We start from the raw sequence: 18529 nt of genomic DNA on the forward strand, positions 1-18529 counted from the left end.
GACCCTGCACAGGATAGCGTACAGGTAAAATTTAAACAATCACCCCCGCTTCCAGCGGTGATACTTCTCCACCCATGCCAGCAGTTTCTCTGGTGCGTGGGCTTTCTTCCACTCCCCGGCGGCAAACTTATTGGCTTCCGCCAATGTCGGGTAGGTATGTATGGTGCCGAGGATCTTGTTCAGCCCCAAGCCATGCTTCATCGCCAGCACATACTCCGCCAGCAGATCACCGGCATGGGTGCCGACGATGGTAACGCCGAGGATTTTGTCTTTTCCCGGCACCGTCAGTACCTTCACAAAACCCTCGTTGCTGCTGTCGGCGATGGCGCGATCCAGATCATCAATACCATAACGAGTGACTTCAAAGGCGATGCCGCGCTCGCGGGCTTCCGTTTCCGACAGGCCAACCCGTGCCACTTCAGGATCGATAAAAGTCGTCCACGGGATTACCGAGTAGTCCGCCTTAAAGGCTTTCCACTCACCAAACAGGGCATTCACAGCGGCATACCACGCCTGATGGGCGGCAGTGTGGGTAAACTGAAACGGCCCCGCCACATCACCGGCGGCATAGATATTCGGATACAGGGTCTCCAAATACTCGTTGGTGACGACAGTTCTGTCGGTCTGAATGCCCAGATCCTCCAGCCCGTAACCGGTCAGGCGGGCGGTACGACCCACGGCACAGATCAGGCGGTCAAACTCGATCACCTCTTCAACACCTTCGCTGTTTTTCACGATCAGGCGTTTTTCACTGTCGACATCATCATCCAGCAATTCGCAGCGAACCGCCTCGTAACCTGTCATCAGGCGCACGCCGCTTTTGCGCAGAGCGCTAGCGGCCAGCTCAGAGACTTCAGGATCTTCCCTCATCATCACCCGCTCATTGCGCTCCACCTGCATCACCTCAGAACCAAGACGGGCAAAACTCTGCGCCAGCTCACAACCGATCGGGCCACCGCCCAGCAGCACCATACGCGGCGGAATCTCATCCTCTTTCGCCAGTTCATGCCATAGGGTGTCGCTGGTGAGATAACCCACCTGCTCCAGCCCCGGAATATCCGGCACAAAGGGTTTGGCACCGGCGGCAATGACAATACTGCGTGCAGTCAGCTTCTGAGAGCCGCCGTCATTGAGCTGAATCTCCACCGTCCACGGGTCGATAATTTTGGCGTAACCCTGCAGCACCTCAACGCCGAGGCCGGTATAACGCTCGACACTGTCATGGGGTTCGATGGCGGCAATCACATCATGGATACGCTGCATCACCTTTTTAAAGCTGAAGGTAGGCGTTGCTCCTTCCAGCCCGTAGCGGTCGGCGTGGCGCATCTGATCTGCCACCTTGGCACTTTTAATCAGCGCCTTACTGGGCACACAGCCATAGTTGAGGCAGTCACCGCCCATCTTGTTGGCTTCAACCAGCGTCACCTTGGCCTTTACCGCAGCAGCGATGTAGGCACTTACCAAACCGGCAGCACCACCACCGATCACAATCAGATTACGGTCGAATTTGGCAGGTTTGTTAAAGCCTTTGTAGACCCGGCGCTTTTTCACCACCGCGACGATCTTCTTGGCAATTAACGGGAAGATACCCAAGAGAGCAAAGGAGAGCAGAATCTGAGGCGAGACAATACCGGACAGAGAATCCAGCTGCCCCAGCTGAGTCCCGGCGTTCACATAAACCAGAGTGCCCGGCAGCATGCCGATCTGGCTCACCCAGTAGAAGGTACGGGCTTTCAGCGGCGTTAAGCCCATCAGCAGGTTAATCAGGAAAAACGGAAACACCGGCACCAAACGCAGGGTAAAGAGATAAAACGCTCCTTCCCGCTCCACACCCTGATTAAAAGCGGTCAGGCGATCACCAAAGCGCTGCTGTAAGCTGTCCCGCAGGACAAAACGCGCCACCAGAAAGGCCAGCGTAGCCCCTATCGTCGAGGCAAAACTCACCAGAATCAGACCTTCCACCAGCCCGTAAACGGCACCAATCGCCAGCGTCATAATGGTGGCTCCCGGCAGAGACAACGCCGTGACCGCCACATAGATCAGGAAGAAAGCCCCCGCCGTGACCAAGGGGCTGTGATCCCGCCAATCAGCCAGCTGATCCTGACTGTTTTTCAGGCTGTCCAGCGTCAGGTACTGGTTCAGGTCAAAGGCGAAAAAGACGGCAATCAGTGCCGCGATGGCACCCAACAAAACAAGTTTTTTCATGGGTAGGCTTTTATCCTGACGGTCTTAAAAAGTGGCTCAAAAATGATCTCTCGTACCGATATACGCACCTATCCGTGAATAGGATTCAGGCTATTACTATCCCTCTCTATTCGGCAACAAGGTAATGTCGATACTCAATCGTAAGGCGTCAATTAAAGGCTAGTCGCTCTTTGCTAAAGCTTAAAGAGAAAGCCCCGAATCTGACGATCCAGGACTTTTCGATTACCTAGCTTCAAGAACTTTGAAAAAGCTCTTCGCTATTTTCTGAGCCATCAAAGGAGGAACAGCGTTCCCTACTTGCTTGGCCCTGTCTACAAGGCTTCCACGAAACCTATATGAGCGAGGAAAAGTCTGCAAACACGCAGCTTCACGAAGCGACAGCGCTCTATCTTGTTCTGGATGACCAAAGCGTCCATTCGAAAGGCTAATACAGCGAGTCGTCAAGCCACTTGCAGGGCGCTTCCAATGAAGTCGACCATACACATCCGTATGTCCTTTATGCTTCTTGTGACAATCGAGAAGCAAATGTTCAGGCCAAGAATCCCGACTCCCCCCTTCAGGAGTCGACCTAATCCTCTCAAGATTTAAAGCTGAAAGTTTAGCCGCTTGATGATCAGGATCAGACTCGCAGACCTCGCCTGCAGCTATTTCAGGTAAATCTTTGATCCACTCTTCGACCGTCGAATATGGTTGCTCAGCTTCTGGGCCATGGGTGAATTCAGGGAAAGAAATTGAACCCAGTCGTGACGCGAGTAGAACTAGACGCTCCCTTTTTTGCGGTACACCAAAACCTCTTGCCGGGACCACATTGAAGTCGAACGAGTATCCAAACTTGTGGAGCATTTGAGTAAAGCTCTCAAATGCACCTCCCATGTTTACTTTCTGAATTCCGGGAACATTCTCGATCATCACAAACTCCGGTAGCCAGTGCTCGATAAAACGAGAAAACTCACTAAGAAGGTTTCGTCTAGGGTCTTCTGCAGACTTATTACCATTCTGTTTTGAGAACGGCTGACAGGGGGCGCATCCACAAAACAACAGAGGACTTTGCTTTCTATCCCGCATTTCGACGAGTGAAGATAAAATTGAGGGTTCAGTTGCACAGATATCGCGAGCGACGCTCTCCACTTCTGGAAAGTTCGTTTTATAGGTCTCGATTGCCACAGGATCATTATCTAAGGCAAACACAATATCCATTCCGGCATTGTGTAACCCTAAACTTGTCCCACCACAACCTGAAAAAAAATCAAAAACCCGTATACTCACTACTGTTTACCTAAAAATTCATCTATCGAGTTGATAACTGGATCAAAAAAATCAGAATTCAGCTTAGCCAAATATCCTTTCTGGACACTTAAAATTTCCCCAGAGCTGACATCCTCAAAAACTTCTTTTCCTAGATCAAGCTTAGCTAATTGTCTAAACCTTTCCTTAGCATCCCCTTTGGGGTTAACCTGATGAACCTCAAAAGGGTCTTCTCCTAAATTCTCCAGGATAAAGTCTTCAGGAGTGCCATTACCAGGCAAAAAGGAAACGTATTCTAAGAAAAATTCACAAAATTGCCTCTTATTTTTGATTAGTTTTTTCTCAATATCAGGATCTTTGCCACCATCCTTAGGAAACTTGATTAGCTGGCCATTAGACAAATCCTGAATCACTTGGTCGAGCTGATTATCAGGAATATCCAGCATTCCACTCTGACATATTTTCGTTCTTGATCTTTCATCTCCGTCCAAAATGAAAAGCGATCGACTGCCATTTGAAAGCGCCTCAGGAAGTATGAATGACTGCCGAAGGTCAGCAACACCGCCCGGCATAAAAACAACCTCAAACAACTTAAATGTGGCTTCTCCTTTCAAGCGGAGCGCCCTAAGCACAAATTCAGCCGCAAGAGCATCCTCTACAAAAATGCGATATTTCGCGTCCGAAGAACTGCCTAAATGAAAGAAAGCTTCGTCAGCATAAGTCTCATGTATGGCTCTAACTTCATTTATTGAAGGGTCATTAAACAGAGTTTTTATCGCTTGCTTCGGTAGCTGCCCAATAATGAATGGCGAATGACTACCTATTACAACTTGATGTCTATGAGCTTTAATTTCCTGAATAAGAAAGTTAACCAAGCGAATTTGTGCACCAGGATGTAACGACACTTCCGGCTCATCCAAAATAATTAGAGATGCTTCTTTCGCAGACAGAACCTTATGCACCAGCATTACAACGGCAAACTCACCACTTCCAGCGAATGCCTCACTGTATTTCAGATCATTTGATTCAAGAATCACAGAGCTACCGTTCATATCAAAAAAGCGATGCTCTACCAACCTGATTCTTGTGTAATCTCGACCAAGAATCGCTGAAATTACGTGACGCTCACTGTCTGAAAGTAATTTATTCGCTTGAACGTGCTCTTTCTGTCCTCTAAATAACTTTTTAGAGGACAGTTCTTCGTCAACTACTTCCTTCAAAAAGCCAGATCTTCTCCTAATAAAGTCTTGCTTAGATTTGTAACTTGTGCGCTTACTTAAATCGCCGTGATAAAAAAACTTATCATACGAACTGATTTCACTCCTGAAGTCCAAAAAAACAACATCTTTGCTTATTAAGTTCCAACGGCTTTTTGTCCTTCCGAGTAACTTTTCCCCATCTTTAAGCTCTGGCATATCCTCCATACCATCACTTTTCAAAGGTCTGGAAGGCTCCCAATAATCAGGGTTTACTTTTTGCGAACCACTATAATTTCTTTGGATTCTGGTCTTAATAACTTCTACGTTTCTTTTTGCCTGAGGCTGAAAGTACCCGTATATATATCTTGGCCTCTTATTTCCTTCACCAATAATTGGATCCAAATCCGTAGAAAACCAAAAGTTCCCTAAACTGTAACCTTCGGGGCAACCTTGGATAGCACGCAAGATTGAGCTCTTGTTAGTACCATTTTGACCAACAATTACGGTGAGCGGAAAGTCGAAATCAATCTGGGTATTGAGCTCTAGGTTTTTAAAACACGGGAAACGTATGTAGTTGATATATGGCTCTAACTTTTTGTTTTTCTTCAACTGCTCCAAGGCAGCAATATCCTTTGCCTGCATGCAAAATCCTTATCAATATTAATTACAGATCAGCTTCCTGTACACGTGCTCTGTACTCCTGCTTGGTAAGAATCGTCACCGACTCAGTTACAGGATCAAATACAATGGTCAGCTCGCCTTTAACCAGCTGCTGACGCACCTGCTGTACCCAGTCTTCAAGACCCACATCAACCTCTGTGGTGTCGTAGCCCTGACGGGTGACAAAATCTTCCAGCAATCCCTGCAGCGCATCCGGTGAAATATCCCGATAGGGAACATCGATCATAAGGTCTCTCTTTTTCGGTTGTCTCTTTCAGGAGCAGGCGTTTATCCGATGCTTATCCGGTTTTGCCTGAAATCAGAACACCCACCAGCTGGCACCACGATTAAGAGTTGCCCGGCAACCTTCCAGCTGTTTGTGGTATTGAATAGCCCGATTGGCGACCTTGGTGGAAACATCCTTCAGCCAGGATTTGTTCTTCCAGGTTTTGTTGGCATAACCACCGTGCCCTTCGTGATAGGCGATATACATATAGTAGGTATTGTTACGCTCGATGCCGTTTCTCAGGTAGCCCTGGTAGTTGTACCAACCGATAAAATCCACTGCATCATGGAAGCTGCCACGACTGGCATAGCGGTTTCCGGTTTTTTCCTGATACTCCTGCCAGGTGCTGTCCAGTGCCTGGGTGTAGCCATAGGAAGAGGACTTTCGCGGTCCGGGAATAAATCCCAGAAAGGTGGAGCGCTCCGGCTGAGCATCCGGCTTGAAAGAAGATTCCTGATGGATAAACGCCAGCAGGATAGGTACAGCCGTACCCCACTTCTCTTCCGCTTGTTTAGCGGATATATACCAGTCCGGATACTGGCGGAAAATATCACAGGCACTGTCAGGCTTTTGCGGTGGCGCCACCGCACAGCCGGTTATTAGCAGACTCATTGCCATGGCGACCAAACCGACTCCCTGTCGTTTTAATCCCCCGAAGCGTTTGAACAGATGTGTACGCGCGTTATCCATTTTGCTCATCAGTATCACTATCGGTTGCGGTTCTTCTTACTAAACAAGGCCGTTACTCAGGGGCCATCCACATTCGGCAAGTATACCCTTATATAATCTAAAGCTTGCCATGTTCACGCAGCAGCGCGAGCAGGCCCTCTTCATCCGTCACCTCAACCCCCAGATCCTGGGCTTTGGTCAGCTTGGAACCGGCAGCTTCACCGGCGATCACCAGATCGGTTTTCTTTGATACACTACCGGACACCTTGGCACCCAACGCTTCAAGAGCAGCCTTGGCGTCATTACGCTTCAGCTGATTCAGAGTACCGGTCAGAACCAGAGTCTGTCCCGCTAAAGGCAGCTCTTCCGCTGGTGGACGTGCTTCAATGGCCGGCCACTCAATACCTTCTGCCAACAGAGCATCCAGAGTTTCCAGGTTATGCGGCTGACGGAAGAAGGTAACGATATGATGCGCCACAATCGGGCCGACATCCGGCACTTCCAGCAGTTCTTCTTCAGTGGCGTTACGAATGTTATCCAGCTCGCAAAAATGCTGCGCCAACTGTTTGGCGGTGGTCTCACCCACTTCACGAATACCCAACGCGTAGATAAAACGTGGCAGGGTGGTTTGCTTAGATTTCTGCAGGGCATCCAGCAAGTTCTGAGCAGACTTTGGCCCCATGCGTTCAAGAGCCGCTACATCTTCTGCCTGCAGATGAAACAGATCAGTCAGATTGGTGACCAGTCCTTTATCCACCAATATCTCAACCAGTTTATCGCCAAGACCATCCACATCCAACGCTTTACGGGAGGCAAAGTGTTTGATGCCCTCTTTGCGCTGGGCGGCACATACCAGACCACCAGAGCAACGCACGACAGCTTCGCCTTCGGCTCGCTCGGTTTCTGAACCACATACCGGACAGGCGTCCGGGAAGAGGACATCACGGGCATCAGCGGGTCGCTTTTCTGCAACAACTGAAACAATCTGCGGGATAACATCACCGGCACGACGCACGATCACGGTATCACCGATCTTCACACCCAGACGCTCAATCTCATCAGCGTTATGCAGTGTTGCATTGGACACGGTGACACCGCCGACATACACCGGCTCAAGACGCGCGACTGGCGTAATGGCACCGGTACGCCCCACCTGAAACTCCACCTCTTTCAACAGGGTCATCTCTTCCTGAGCCGGGAATTTATATGCGATCGCCCAGCGAGGCGCGCGTGAGACAAAGCCGAGCTCTGCCTGCAGCTCCAGTCGATTGGTTTTAAAGACAATGCCGTCAATCTCAAAGGCCAGCTGATCACGGCGCTCGCCTAAGTCTCGATAATAATCCAGACAGCCCTGAACACCGGTCACGACCTTAAGCTCAGGGTTAAGACGGAAGCCCAGACCGCTCAGTTTCTGCAACACGTCGCTGTGGCGCTCCGGCATAAAACCATCACTGACTTCACCGACACTGTAGGCACAGAACTCCAGCGGGCGCTTGGCGGTAATACGACTGTCCAGCTGACGCAGACTACCGGCGGCAGCATTGCGCGGGTTAACAAAAACTTTCTCGCCAGCTTCTGCCGCAGCCTTATTCAGCTTCTCAAAGCCCGCCTTCGGCATATAAACCTCACCGCGAACTTCCAGTACCTCCAGCAGTTCACCATCAAGGTCATCAGCGGACAAACGCAGAGGCACGGAGCCGATGGTTTTGACGTTCTGGGTGATATCCTCACCGGTAGTACCATCACCCCGGGTCGCGGCCTGAACCAGTAACCCCTTCTCATAACGAATGCTCAGAGCGATGCCATCCAGCTTAGGTTCGCAGGCGTATTCGATCTCGTCTTCGGTATTAAGACGCTCCTTCACCCGCTGGTTAAAGCGGTTGAACTCGTCATCATCAAAGGCGTTATCCAGCGACAACATTGGAATGCTATGGGTCACCTGAGTGAACGCAGACAACGGCATAGCGCCCACACGCTGAGACGGTGAATCCGGCGACTGCAGTTCCGGGTGAGCCTCTTCCAGCGCCTGTAGCTGCCGCATCAGGCGGTCATATTCTGCATCCGGAATACTGGGTGCATCCTGTACGTAGTAACGGTAGTTATGTTCGTTCAGCTGCTGTCGCAGGCTTTCAATCTGCTGGGCGGGCGTCTGCTCAACATTGGAAGTCGCAGAACGGGATTCAGGTGACGAACCGGACAATAGAGGCATAGAAATCTCGAAACTAATGTAGAAAGTAAACCCGTCTTGGCTAAACCCTGATGGGTGAAAATCCCTGGTGAGTAAAAGTGCTGTCGTCATCACTTTTACCCTGAAAACTAAATCTTAACCTGAGGGCAGCAACAGGTCTGCAGTGATTATAAATGCCGGAAACAACAAAACCACCCAAAGGTGGTTTTGTTGTGTAGACTCTTAGTAAATCTGAGCCAATACAGGTATTAACGCATGCGCGCCAGCTGCTTACGACGCTCAAACTCCTGAATACGTTGTTTGTAATGCTCGATGGTCTGAGGCGTCATAACACTGCGATTTTCATCACGCAGCTCGCCACTCAGATGACGTACGATCACCTTGGCCGTTTCCAGCATCATGGTGAAACATTCCTGACTGCTACCGGGTGCAGGCAAGCCCATCACAAAGGAAACACTCGGAATGTATAGTTCATCGATCTCATCAATATCAAACACACCCGGCTCCACAGAACTCAGCATAGAGAACTGAATCTGCGGGCCATCTTCAGTTTTAGCAAAACGATGAAACATCTGCATATCACCAAATTGCATGCCGCACTGCATCACCACGTGCAACAAAGCTGCTCCGTGGAATCCTCGCTCATCTTTACACTTAACATGCATTACCAGAAGCTCATCGGCCCCAGAAATTTGATCTCGTTCCTCATCAGCGGTCATTAGAGGTTTACGGGTTACAGAACGCTCTTTAAAGGTCGTTCTTTTTTTCTGAAACAGGGGGTCCTGTTCAGCCTGAGGAGCACTTTGTTCTGCTTTTCCCTGCTCCTGCTTAAGCTGTTCTTCCTGGCTGAACTCTTGCGCTGTATGCTGAGCTTCATTGAGTTTTAGAGCCTGAGCCTTTTTAGCAGCTTCTTGCTGCTGAATATATTGACGCTCCGCCAGACTCATCTCATCATCAGTTTTCTGTACCTTTATTCGCTCTGATGGCCGGGGCCCCGTATGCTTACCCTGAATTCGGCGAGCTGCAGCTTTTACCGGATCAAGCTCTTCAAGAGCCTGAGCTTCTGCCTCGGCTTCGGCCTGTTTCTGTCGGGCATGACGTTCCTCCTCCTCAAGACGGCGTGCCTTCGCAGCCGCAAAGCGCTGCTCTAAAGGCTCCAGGGGTTCCAGATCATCCATGCTGCTATCAACAGTTTCAAATTCCGTGATGTGCAACCGATCTTCTTCGGGTTCGATATGTTCTTCAGGACCCAAAAGAGCTTCCAATGGCTCTGAATAAGCAGCGGAGTCATGTGATTCAGCAAGATCTGAGGACTCATCCTGAGCACTAAGCTCTGCCATCATCTGATCCTCTGACAAGTGCAACTCAGGATCTACAGCAGAGTCAAATTCGGATTCCTGCAAATATACAGCGTCTGACTCCTCCGATTCGGGCTGAAAAGTACGACTCTGGTAAATTGTTTCATCTTGCTCTACTTCAGCAAAAGTCGGTTCCCCTCCAACTTCCAGAAAGTCAGAATATTGTTCATCATCAAGCGGAAACTCTTCAGACTGCAGGGACTGAGCTAACGCTTCAGACGCATGGGAACTAAGTGATGAGGCTGGCGGGTGTTCTGCTGAAGGGATCTCAACTTCGTGACGCAGAACCGGAATAGGGTCATCATCAAAGACCTCTACGTCGTGGCTTTTTACGACCCGAGCACTTCCAGAAGGCAATTCGCGCCGAATCTGTTCCTGACGAGCAAGTTCATCCTCATCCATCTGCTCATTCTGGCCGACTTTGCGCATACGCCGGATGCCATCGGCTATGATCAATAACAAAATCAGGCTACCAAGAATTATTAGCCACTCACGTAAGCCCATGCAGTGTAAACCTTGTAAATAAATAATTAATTGTTGACTCAGATTAATTGACTTGACTATTTTACGCTACAAAACCAAATAATTATACGTCTACAAGTGCCGTTGCTTCATCAATGTCAACCGCCACAATACGGGATACTCCCGGTTCCTGCATAGTAACACCCATCAGGTGATCCGCCATCTCCATGGCGATTTTGTTGTGACTGATGTAGATAAACTGAAGATGCTCTGACATCTCCTTAACGATATTGGCATATCGACCAACATTAGCATCATCCAGAGGCGCATCCACTTCATCCAGCATACAGAAAGGAGCCGGATTGAGCTGGAAAATCGAGAAAACCAGCGCGATAGCCGTCAGTGCTTTTTCACCACCGGACAACAGGTGAATAGTGCTGTTCTTTTTACCCGGTGGGCGCGCCATGATAGAAACACCGGTTTCCAGCAGATCATCACCGGTCAGCGCCAGCCAGGCACTACCGCCGCCAAAGACTTTCGGGAACAGACGCTGCAGCCAGCCGTTCACCTCATCAAAGGTCTGTTTGAAGCGCTGACGGGTCTCTTTGTCGATCTTACGAATCGCACTTTCCAGCATACCCAGCGCCTGAGTCAGCTCATCATGCTGAGCATCCAGATACTGTTTACGCTCCAGCTGAGCCTCGTACTCTTCGATTGCGGCAAGGTTAATCGCCCCAAGGCGTTTGATCTTTTCACTGACCTCGTTCTGCTGTTCCTGCCAGCTGTTGGCTGTGGCATCTTCCGGCAGGCCGTTGAGCAGATCATCCAGATCCCCACCGATCTCATCCAGCTGTTCGTTAATACCTTCACGCTGCACCGACAGCGCCTGCTGCTGCATACGCATTTTTTCCAGTTCGGTACGCACCCGTTCCAGATCACGTTCGTGTTCGGTACGGCTTTTCTCCAGCTGACGCATGGCATCATTCAGCTGATGAGCTTTTTCACGCACGCCCATCAGTTTCTGTTCCTCTTCCGCCTTACGTTCGATCAGCTCGTCCAGTAAGAGTTCGCTGTCTTCCTTCGGCTCCTGCACATCTTCCAGGTGCATCAGCAGGTCTTCGCGTTTTTCCCGCAGGCGTTCGAGCTGCTGTTCAATACGTTCGATACCTTTCTCTGCCAGCTGCTTCTGGCCGGAAAGCTCCTGACGACGCAGCGCCAGCTGGTGCAGCTTGTCCCGCTCCAGACGCACGGCCTGACGCTTCTGTTCGTAAACCTCTTTTGTCCGGTTACGATCCGCCTGCAGATGATCACGCTCTTCGGAGAACTGCTCCACCTGTTCCAGTGCCAGCTGCCAGTTTTCGCGGGCCTCTTCCAGCAGGTTTTGCTCTTCCTCTTCCCGGGCCTGAATCTGCGCCAGCTCTTCGTTCAGGTGGCGCTGACGTTCGTTGAACTGTTCCTGCTTCAACTGGCGGGTACGGATCTGACCGTCCCATTCACTTTTCTGGCGCTGAACCGACATACGCTGATCACCAATCTGACCGGCGCGGTTCTCCAGTTCCTGCTGACGGTTCTTCAGCTGATCCAGTGTTTCATCCAGCTCCGCCAGACGCTCACGACCGGCTTTAAGATCCAGCTCCAGTTGTTCAATGTCACGGGCTCGGTTCAGTACACCGGCGGCCTGAGTATTACCTTTGTGATAACGCAGCCAACCGTGACCGAGCCAGACGCCCTCCTCAGTAATCACCGAGTATCCCAGTGGCAACTGAGCCAGTCGCTGTACACCCGCTTCCACGGAGTCAACGATGATCACCTGCAGCAAACGCTCCGGCAGCTGTCCCTGACTGATGGTCACCTGAGCAGCCAGCGTCTCGTTTTCGCTAACGCTACCTGCCAGTTGTGGCTGTGGATAATCGGAAGCGATAAAGGTGAAATCCGCTTTGTCCTGCTGAGCCAGACCATTCGCCAGCTCCGGCAGTTGCAGCTGCTTGCAGGTTAAACCCTGCAGCTGGGCTTCCAGCACGGTTTCCACCGCCTGCGCCCAGCGGGGTGCGACCTCAAGATGTTCGGCCAGTTTTGCCGCTTCGGATAATCCCTGACTGGCCAACCAACGCTGCTGAGCCGGATCATCATCCGCCAATGCAGCCTCCTGCAGTGCCTGAAGAGAGGCCAGGCGACCGGAGTTAATCTGCTGCTGTCCCTGAAGCTGTTCCCGCCCCTTCTGCCCCTCGCTGAGTTGTTCACGGCAGGTTTGCAGCGCTTCTTTCTGAGACTCGGCTTCCTCTTCCAGAGATTCCAGCTGAAGCTCGAACTCCAGCGCGGTCTCCTGCATCAGTTCGAGTTCTTCATCATCCTCTTCCGGTGCTTCCAGACCATTAAGCTGATCGTGCACGCGGGCATGGCGCTGCTTCAGGTCATGCAAGGAGCGCTCATGCTGCTGAATATTCGATTGTGCCAGCTCCGCATCGCGGCGGTACTGCTGGTCTTTCTGGTTGAAGCTGTCCCAACGGTGCTGCCACTGCTGCACGTTTTCTTCCGCTTCTTCCAGCGCCATCTCCAGGGCTTCACTGGCTTCCTGCTGCATCTCAAACTCAGGTTCCAGCTCATCCAGCAGCAACATCACATCCTGCAGACGCTCTTTGTCCTGTTGCTGCTCCTGATGGTTTTCCTGAATCTGACGATCGACATCCAAGAGGTCAGTATGCAGCTGCTGCCCACGCTGTTTCTGGTGAGTCATCTGCTGTTCAAGACGGGAGATCTGGTTGCCCAGTTCATAGAAGCTGGCCTGAAACTGCTCCAACTGCTCGTTGGCTTCCTGATGTTTCTGGCGGCTCTCTTCGATCTCACTTTCTGCCCGGCGCAGGGTAAAGAGGTGTTTCTCGGAACGGATCTCAAGATCGCTGATCACGGCAGCGTACTGGCGAATCTGCACATCCAGATCGCGCCAGCGGATCGCCCTAAGCTGACCCTTTAAGCGGCGTTCCTGTGCTTTCAGTTCGCGGTAGCGGTGCGCGGCTTCTGCCTGACGCTGCAGACGTTGCAGCTGGCGTTCCAGCTCGTCACGGATATCCTGCAGGCGCTCAAGGTTTTCATTGGTGCGGCGCATGCGGTTTTCGGTTTCCCGACGGCGCTCTTTGTACTTGGAGATACCGGCAGCTTCTTCGATGGTATTACGCAGCTCTTCCGGTTTGGCTTCGATCAGACGGGAGATCATACCCTGTTCGATAATGGCGTAACTGCGGGAACCAAGACCGGTACCGAGAAAGATCTCGGTGATATCTTTGCGGCGACATTTGGTGCCGTTCAGGTAGTAACTGGACTGGCCTTCGCGGGTGACCTGACGTTTCAGGGCGATCTCGGCGTACTGGCCATACTGACCTTTCAGGGTGCCATCGCTGTTATCAAACACCAGCTCGATAGAAGCCTGCCCGACAGGTTTACGGGCGGTGGAACCGTTGAAGATAACGTCGGTCATGGACTCACCGCGCAGGTGTTTGGCGGAGCTTTCACCCATCACCCAGCGCACGGCATCAATAATGTTGGATTTACCGCAGCCGTTAGGGCCAACCACACAAGTCATGTTTTTAGTGAAGGGCACAGTGGTGGGGTCGACAAAGGATTTGAACCCTGCCAGACGAATACATTTTAGCCGCATAACCTGCCGTTACCTGAGTCCCTGTTACATCTTTTTCCGGGTACAAAACAAAGCAGGGCTAAATAGCCCTGCTTTGTATCATGCTGTTTGGTTGCTGCCGGACAGGCGTTAGTTCTGTCTGAAGGGAGTGCTGTCCGGCCGCTTAGATTACTGAATCTGGTCGGTGATGACCAGCTTCACAACCTCTTTGTGACTGACCGGATACGGACCACTCATGCCCTGCCAGTCACCGGACTGTGGCTCAGGTGTTCCGCCCTTGGCGATACGGGCAGTCAGGTTGACCTGCTCAGCGCTGGACAGGCGCGCCATGGGAGCAACCGCCATGGAATCATCCAGCGTTACCACCACCGGCAGATCCGCAACGGTCAGACGGGCTGCTGCCAGCGGCATTGGCGGGCCACCCTGAGGGGCGCGGGCAAAGATAAAGACAGTATCCGTTGGACTGGCAGCTGCTTTGGCTGCAGAACTCAGATCCACTTCCACTTTAATCGACGGGCCCGCAACAGCAATATCGACGGTTTCGCCCTGAGCTTCCAGACGGCGAACCGCTTCACTGACACCGGCGCGGATCGCATTAGCGCTGTTCGGGTCACCGATAAACTTAAGGGCTTTCTGCCAGTAATCGATCGCCTCGCGGTATTCACCGGCTTCAAAGGAGGAGATACCACGCAGACCCAGTGCCGCTGCTTCATTCGGGTCAGCCTGCAATGCTTCATCCAACAAAGCATCAATTTGAGGTGTCATCACATTCTGATTGGCGAAATAAAGCGCCTGAGCGTATTGCGCCAGTGCCACAGCGGTACGACCTTCGATACGGATCACTTCTTTAACCGCAGCTGCTGCGTCTGCAAAGCGGCCCAGGTTCATATAGGTACGCGCCAACAGATACCAGCCTTCAGCACTATCCGGGTTCTGTTTCAGACTCTGCTCAAGTCGGCTGACCAACTCTTCTACAGAAGGCATCTGACCACTTTGACGCTCCATAGCCAGAGCAACACCACCACTGTTTCCTTTGATGAAATACCAACCCACAGCCCCCACCAAAACAAGGGCAATCAGAACCAGACTGAGCACGATCCCCGGACGGGTCGATCGCAAGACCGGAACATCTTTGTCACCCACATCATCCAGCAGGGTCTGTTCCAGCTCAGACTTCATCTGTTCGAACTGTTCCGGCAGCAGGTTACCCTGCTCCAGTTCGTTATTCAGTTCCTGCAGACGCTGGCGAAACATTGCCACGTTGTGTTCAGTTAACTCTTCTTCCGTCAGGCTTTTAACCTGATTGCGGTTTTGTACTAATGGCAGCAACACAAAGATGGCTGCCAGTGCAGACAGGGCTGCAATACCGATCCAGAGAGGTGTCATATCTCTTAAACTCAACTATCGGTGAATCCAACGCCAGCGTACCGGCGACCGTGATGTTCTTAAAACTCAAATACTGCTGAGATCAGTCCTGATGCTTGTTTAACAGCTTATTCAGCCGCTCTCGATCACCAGATGAGATCTGCTGAGCATCTTTCGCTGCTTTGCGGTTGCCACGCAGTAGCAGAAAGACAACCAGTCCAGCCAGAAGCAGTAGTGCAAATGGGCCGAACCAGAGCAAATAGGTCAGAGAGTTTACCGGTGGCTCGTACAGCACAAAGTTGCCATAGCGGGCGACCATAAAGTCCAGAATCTCTTCGTCGGTATAGCCTTCATTCAACAAACGATAAACCTGCTGACGCAGATCGGCCGCGATACCGGCATCAGAGTCGATGATGTTCTGATTCTGACATTTTGGACAACGCAGAACCGCTGCTAACTCCTGATAACGGGTACGCAGCTCATCATTTTTAAATTCGAAGGCATCGATGGTCGCCTGAGCAGCCGGAGCATAGGAAAACGCAGCGACTGTGGACAGAGCAACCAGAATAGCCAGCCACAGAGCTTTTATCTTGTTCAGCGTCATGTGTTCACCTATCTCCATTTGTTAACTTCCGGCAGTAGTTCGTTAAGCCAGGTCTGACGGTCAATCACGCCGACAAAGCGGTAACGCACGATGCCATCTTTATCAACGATATAGGTTTCCGGTGCGCCGTAAACGCCCAGATCCAGGCCAACACGGCCATCTTCATCAAAGAGGCTGAACTGGTAAGGGTCCATATATTCATCCAGCCAGCGGATCGCTTCCGGACGGGTATCCTTGTAGTTCAGGCCAAAGATTTTCAGACCACTCTCTTTAGCGATACGCACCAGCTCCGGATGCTCCTGACGACAGGACACACACCAGGTCGCCCAGACATTGACCAGCGAGACGTCACCTTTCAGGGCATCTTCAGTGATCGAAGCGTTCTCATCTTTCACAGTGCTCAGATTGAAAGCAGGGAACGGCTTACCAACCAAAGCAGAGGGGAGTTCTCGGGGGTCCAGTTTCAGTCCCTGCCAGAGGAAAATCCCCATGATAAAAAAGATCACCAGCGGGATAAAAAACATCAGACGACGCTTCATACGGTAGCTCCTTCTGCGGATGAAGCGTTGTTTTTCGCTTCAGGATGAGCAATATCTTGCTTGGCTTTTACTTCACGGGCAGCCATACGACGGTAACGCTTGTCCAGAGCAGCCAACAAACCACCTAACGTCATAATCACACCACCGATCCATAACCAGCGAACATAGGGTTTGTGCTGAACTCGCATCGCCCAGGCATCACCTTCCAACGGTTCGCCCATAGCAACGTAGATATCCCGGAAGATTCCCCAGTCGATCGCCGCTTCAGTCATTACCTGGTTACGGGCGATATAACGACGCTTCTGCGGGTACATCACCGCTTCCAGATCATCATCCAGATAAACACGAATCTCAGCCTGATCAGCAGTCCAGTTCGGACCATCAACGTGTTTCACTTCTACCATCTCAAAACGGTAGTCACCGGCTTCGGCACTGCCGCCCGGCACCAGACGCACATCGCGCTCCAGAGTGTAGTTAGATACCATTGCCATACCGACAACCGTAATAGCCGCACCGATATGACCTAAGACCATGCCCCAGTAGCTGCGGCCCAGACCTTTCAGACCTGCATAGTTCCAGCCTTTGTTTTTCAGCTTCTCGTTCATATCACGCAGCTGAGTAAAGGTGATCCAGAACGCCAGCGTCATACCGATAAAGACGTAGATGTTCCATTCGCCACCGGCGATAAAGGGCAGAGCCGCACCTAAAACCAGACTCAGCACACCGGCCAGCCAGATGCGCTGCTTCAGTACTGGCCAGCCAATATCCTTCCAGCGGGATGCCGGGCCAAGGCCCATAAAGATACCCAGTACACTCATCAGAGGCACAAACACCGCATTAAAGTACGGAGGACCAACGGAAATCTTGCCCAGACCCAGTGCATCCAACAGCAGTGGATACAGCGTACCCAGCAGTACGGTCACCATCACGATAACCAACAGGATATTGTTCATCAGCAGGAAAAACTCGCGGGACATCCAGCTAAAGCCGATTTTGGCTTTTACTTCCGGTGCGCGCAGAGCATAAAGCACAAAAGAGCCACCGATACAGATCGCTAACAGCGCCAGAATGTAATAGCCGCGCTCAGGATCGGTTGCAAAAGCGTGTACCGAGGTCAGAACACCGGAACGTACCAGGAAGGTACCCAACAGACTCAGGGAGAAGGCGATAATCGCCAGCAGTACGGTCCAGTTCTTAAACACACCGCGCTTTTCGGTCACCGCCAGCGAGTGCATCAGAGCAGTGCCCACCAGCCATGGCATAAAGGAGGCGTTCTCTACCGGATCCCAGAACCACCAGCCGCCCCAGCCAAGCTCGTAGTAAGCCCACCAGCTACCCAGCGCGATACCCAGCGTCAGGAATGCCCAGGCAACCGAGGTCCATGGACGGGACCAGCGTGCCCATGCCGTATCCAGACGCCCACCAATCAAGGCAGCAATGGCAAAGGCAAATGCCACTGAGAAGCCCACATACCCCATATAGAGCATTGGCGGGTGAACAATCAGGCCAAAATCCTGCAACAGTGGGTTAAGATCACCACCATCCGACGGAAAGCTTGGCAGAAAACGATCAAAAGGGTTTGAAGTCAACAGAACAAAGGAGATAAAACCAACACTGATCATCCCCAGAACAGAGATCACCCGCGCCAGCATATCGTCGGGTAAGCTGCGACTGAAAATGGTCACCGCAAAGCTCCAGGCCGCCAGAATCCAGACCCAAAGCAGCAGGGAGCCTTCATGCCCCCCCCAGACCGCACTGATCTTATAGGCCGTTGGCAAAGCACTGTTAGAGTTATTAGCCACATAGGCTACGGAGAAGTCATCGGTGACAAAGGCATAAGCCAAAATGACCAGAGCCAGCGAGACAAAGAAAAATTGTCCCCAGACCATCGGGGAGCCGTAACTCATCCAGCCGGTCATTCTCAGCTGAGCACCTAACAAAGGAACAACAGACTGAACCAGCGCCATAACAAGCGCGAGAATCAGCGCATAGTGCCCCAGTTCAGGGAACATTAGTGCGGTCATAGTAACCTCGGTGATTTAAAAGGGTATTCTTTGCTGCTGCCGGTCCGTTACGGGAGGACTCAGGCAGATTTCAGATAGAACAAGGCCCGAATCA

General features: G+C 51.5%; 12 protein-coding genes. All 12 read right to left on the minus strand.

Features of this window, described 5'->3' with window-relative positions:
• Positions 1-39: 39 nt before the first annotated feature.
• The 12 genes from AC4GL5_RS02590 to AC4GL5_RS02645 all read right to left on the minus strand — a co-directional run bounded on the left by AC4GL5_RS02590 (position 40) and on the right by AC4GL5_RS02645 (position 18423).
• Positions 40-2205, minus strand: a complete 2166-nt coding sequence (locus AC4GL5_RS02590) for a dihydrolipoyl dehydrogenase family protein (protein ID WP_490381223.1) — start codon at positions 2203-2205, stop codon at positions 40-42.
• Positions 2206-2427: 222 nt separating this feature from the next.
• The gene (locus AC4GL5_RS02595; protein WP_490381224.1) at positions 2428-3471 is read right to left on the minus strand and encodes a DNA cytosine methyltransferase; all 1044 of its coding nucleotides are present in this window, start codon (positions 3469-3471) and stop codon (positions 2428-2430) included.
• A complete protein-coding gene (locus AC4GL5_RS02600) occupies positions 3471-5291 on the minus strand; it encodes an AAA family ATPase (protein WP_490381225.1) in 1821 nt (606 codons plus the stop codon). The genes AC4GL5_RS02595 and AC4GL5_RS02600 overlap by 1 nt, the downstream gene beginning before the upstream one ends.
• A gap of 22 nt (positions 5292-5313) precedes the next feature.
• Positions 5314-5556: a YheU family protein gene (locus AC4GL5_RS02605; RefSeq protein WP_490381226.1), complete on the minus strand. Its 243-nt coding sequence runs from the start codon at positions 5554-5556 to the stop codon at positions 5314-5316.
• A 72-nt stretch (positions 5557-5628) separates the two neighbouring features.
• Positions 5629-6294: a transglycosylase SLT domain-containing protein gene (locus AC4GL5_RS02610; protein ID WP_490381227.1), complete on the minus strand. Its 666-nt coding sequence runs from the start codon at positions 6292-6294 to the stop codon at positions 5629-5631.
• Positions 6295-6382: 88 nt separating this feature from the next.
• Complete coding sequence (gene ligA / locus AC4GL5_RS02615; RefSeq protein WP_490381228.1) at positions 6383-8473, minus strand: NAD-dependent DNA ligase LigA; 2091 nt, start codon at positions 8471-8473, stop codon at positions 6383-6385.
• A gap of 227 nt (positions 8474-8700) precedes the next feature.
• On the minus strand, positions 8701-10314 hold the full coding sequence (gene zipA, locus AC4GL5_RS02620; protein ID WP_490381229.1) for a cell division protein ZipA: 1614 nt from the start codon (positions 10312-10314) through the stop codon (positions 8701-8703).
• A gap of 82 nt (positions 10315-10396) precedes the next feature.
• Positions 10397-13924, minus strand: coding sequence for a chromosome segregation protein SMC (smc, locus tag AC4GL5_RS02625; RefSeq protein WP_490381230.1), 3528 nt, complete (start codon positions 13922-13924; stop codon positions 10397-10399).
• Between the two features lie 147 nt (positions 13925-14071).
• Positions 14072-15304: a c-type cytochrome biogenesis protein CcmI gene (ccmI, locus tag AC4GL5_RS02630; protein WP_490381231.1), complete on the minus strand. Its 1233-nt coding sequence runs from the start codon at positions 15302-15304 to the stop codon at positions 14072-14074.
• 67 nt (positions 15305-15371) lie between these two features.
• Complete coding sequence (locus AC4GL5_RS02635) at positions 15372-15872, minus strand: cytochrome c-type biogenesis protein (RefSeq protein ID WP_490381232.1); 501 nt, start codon at positions 15870-15872, stop codon at positions 15372-15374.
• Between the two features lie 8 nt (positions 15873-15880).
• Entirely contained in the window at positions 15881-16411 is a 531-nt protein-coding gene (locus AC4GL5_RS02640; RefSeq protein WP_490381233.1) for a DsbE family thiol:disulfide interchange protein, read from the minus strand.
• Positions 16408-18423 (minus strand): heme lyase CcmF/NrfE family subunit, encoded by a 2016-nt coding sequence (locus tag AC4GL5_RS02645; protein WP_490381273.1) that lies wholly within the window; start codon positions 18421-18423, stop codon positions 16408-16410. The genes AC4GL5_RS02640 and AC4GL5_RS02645 overlap by 4 nt, the downstream gene beginning before the upstream one ends.
• Positions 18424-18529 lie beyond the last annotated feature (106 nt).

It is taken from the genome of Oceanospirillum sp., assembly GCF_982874595.1.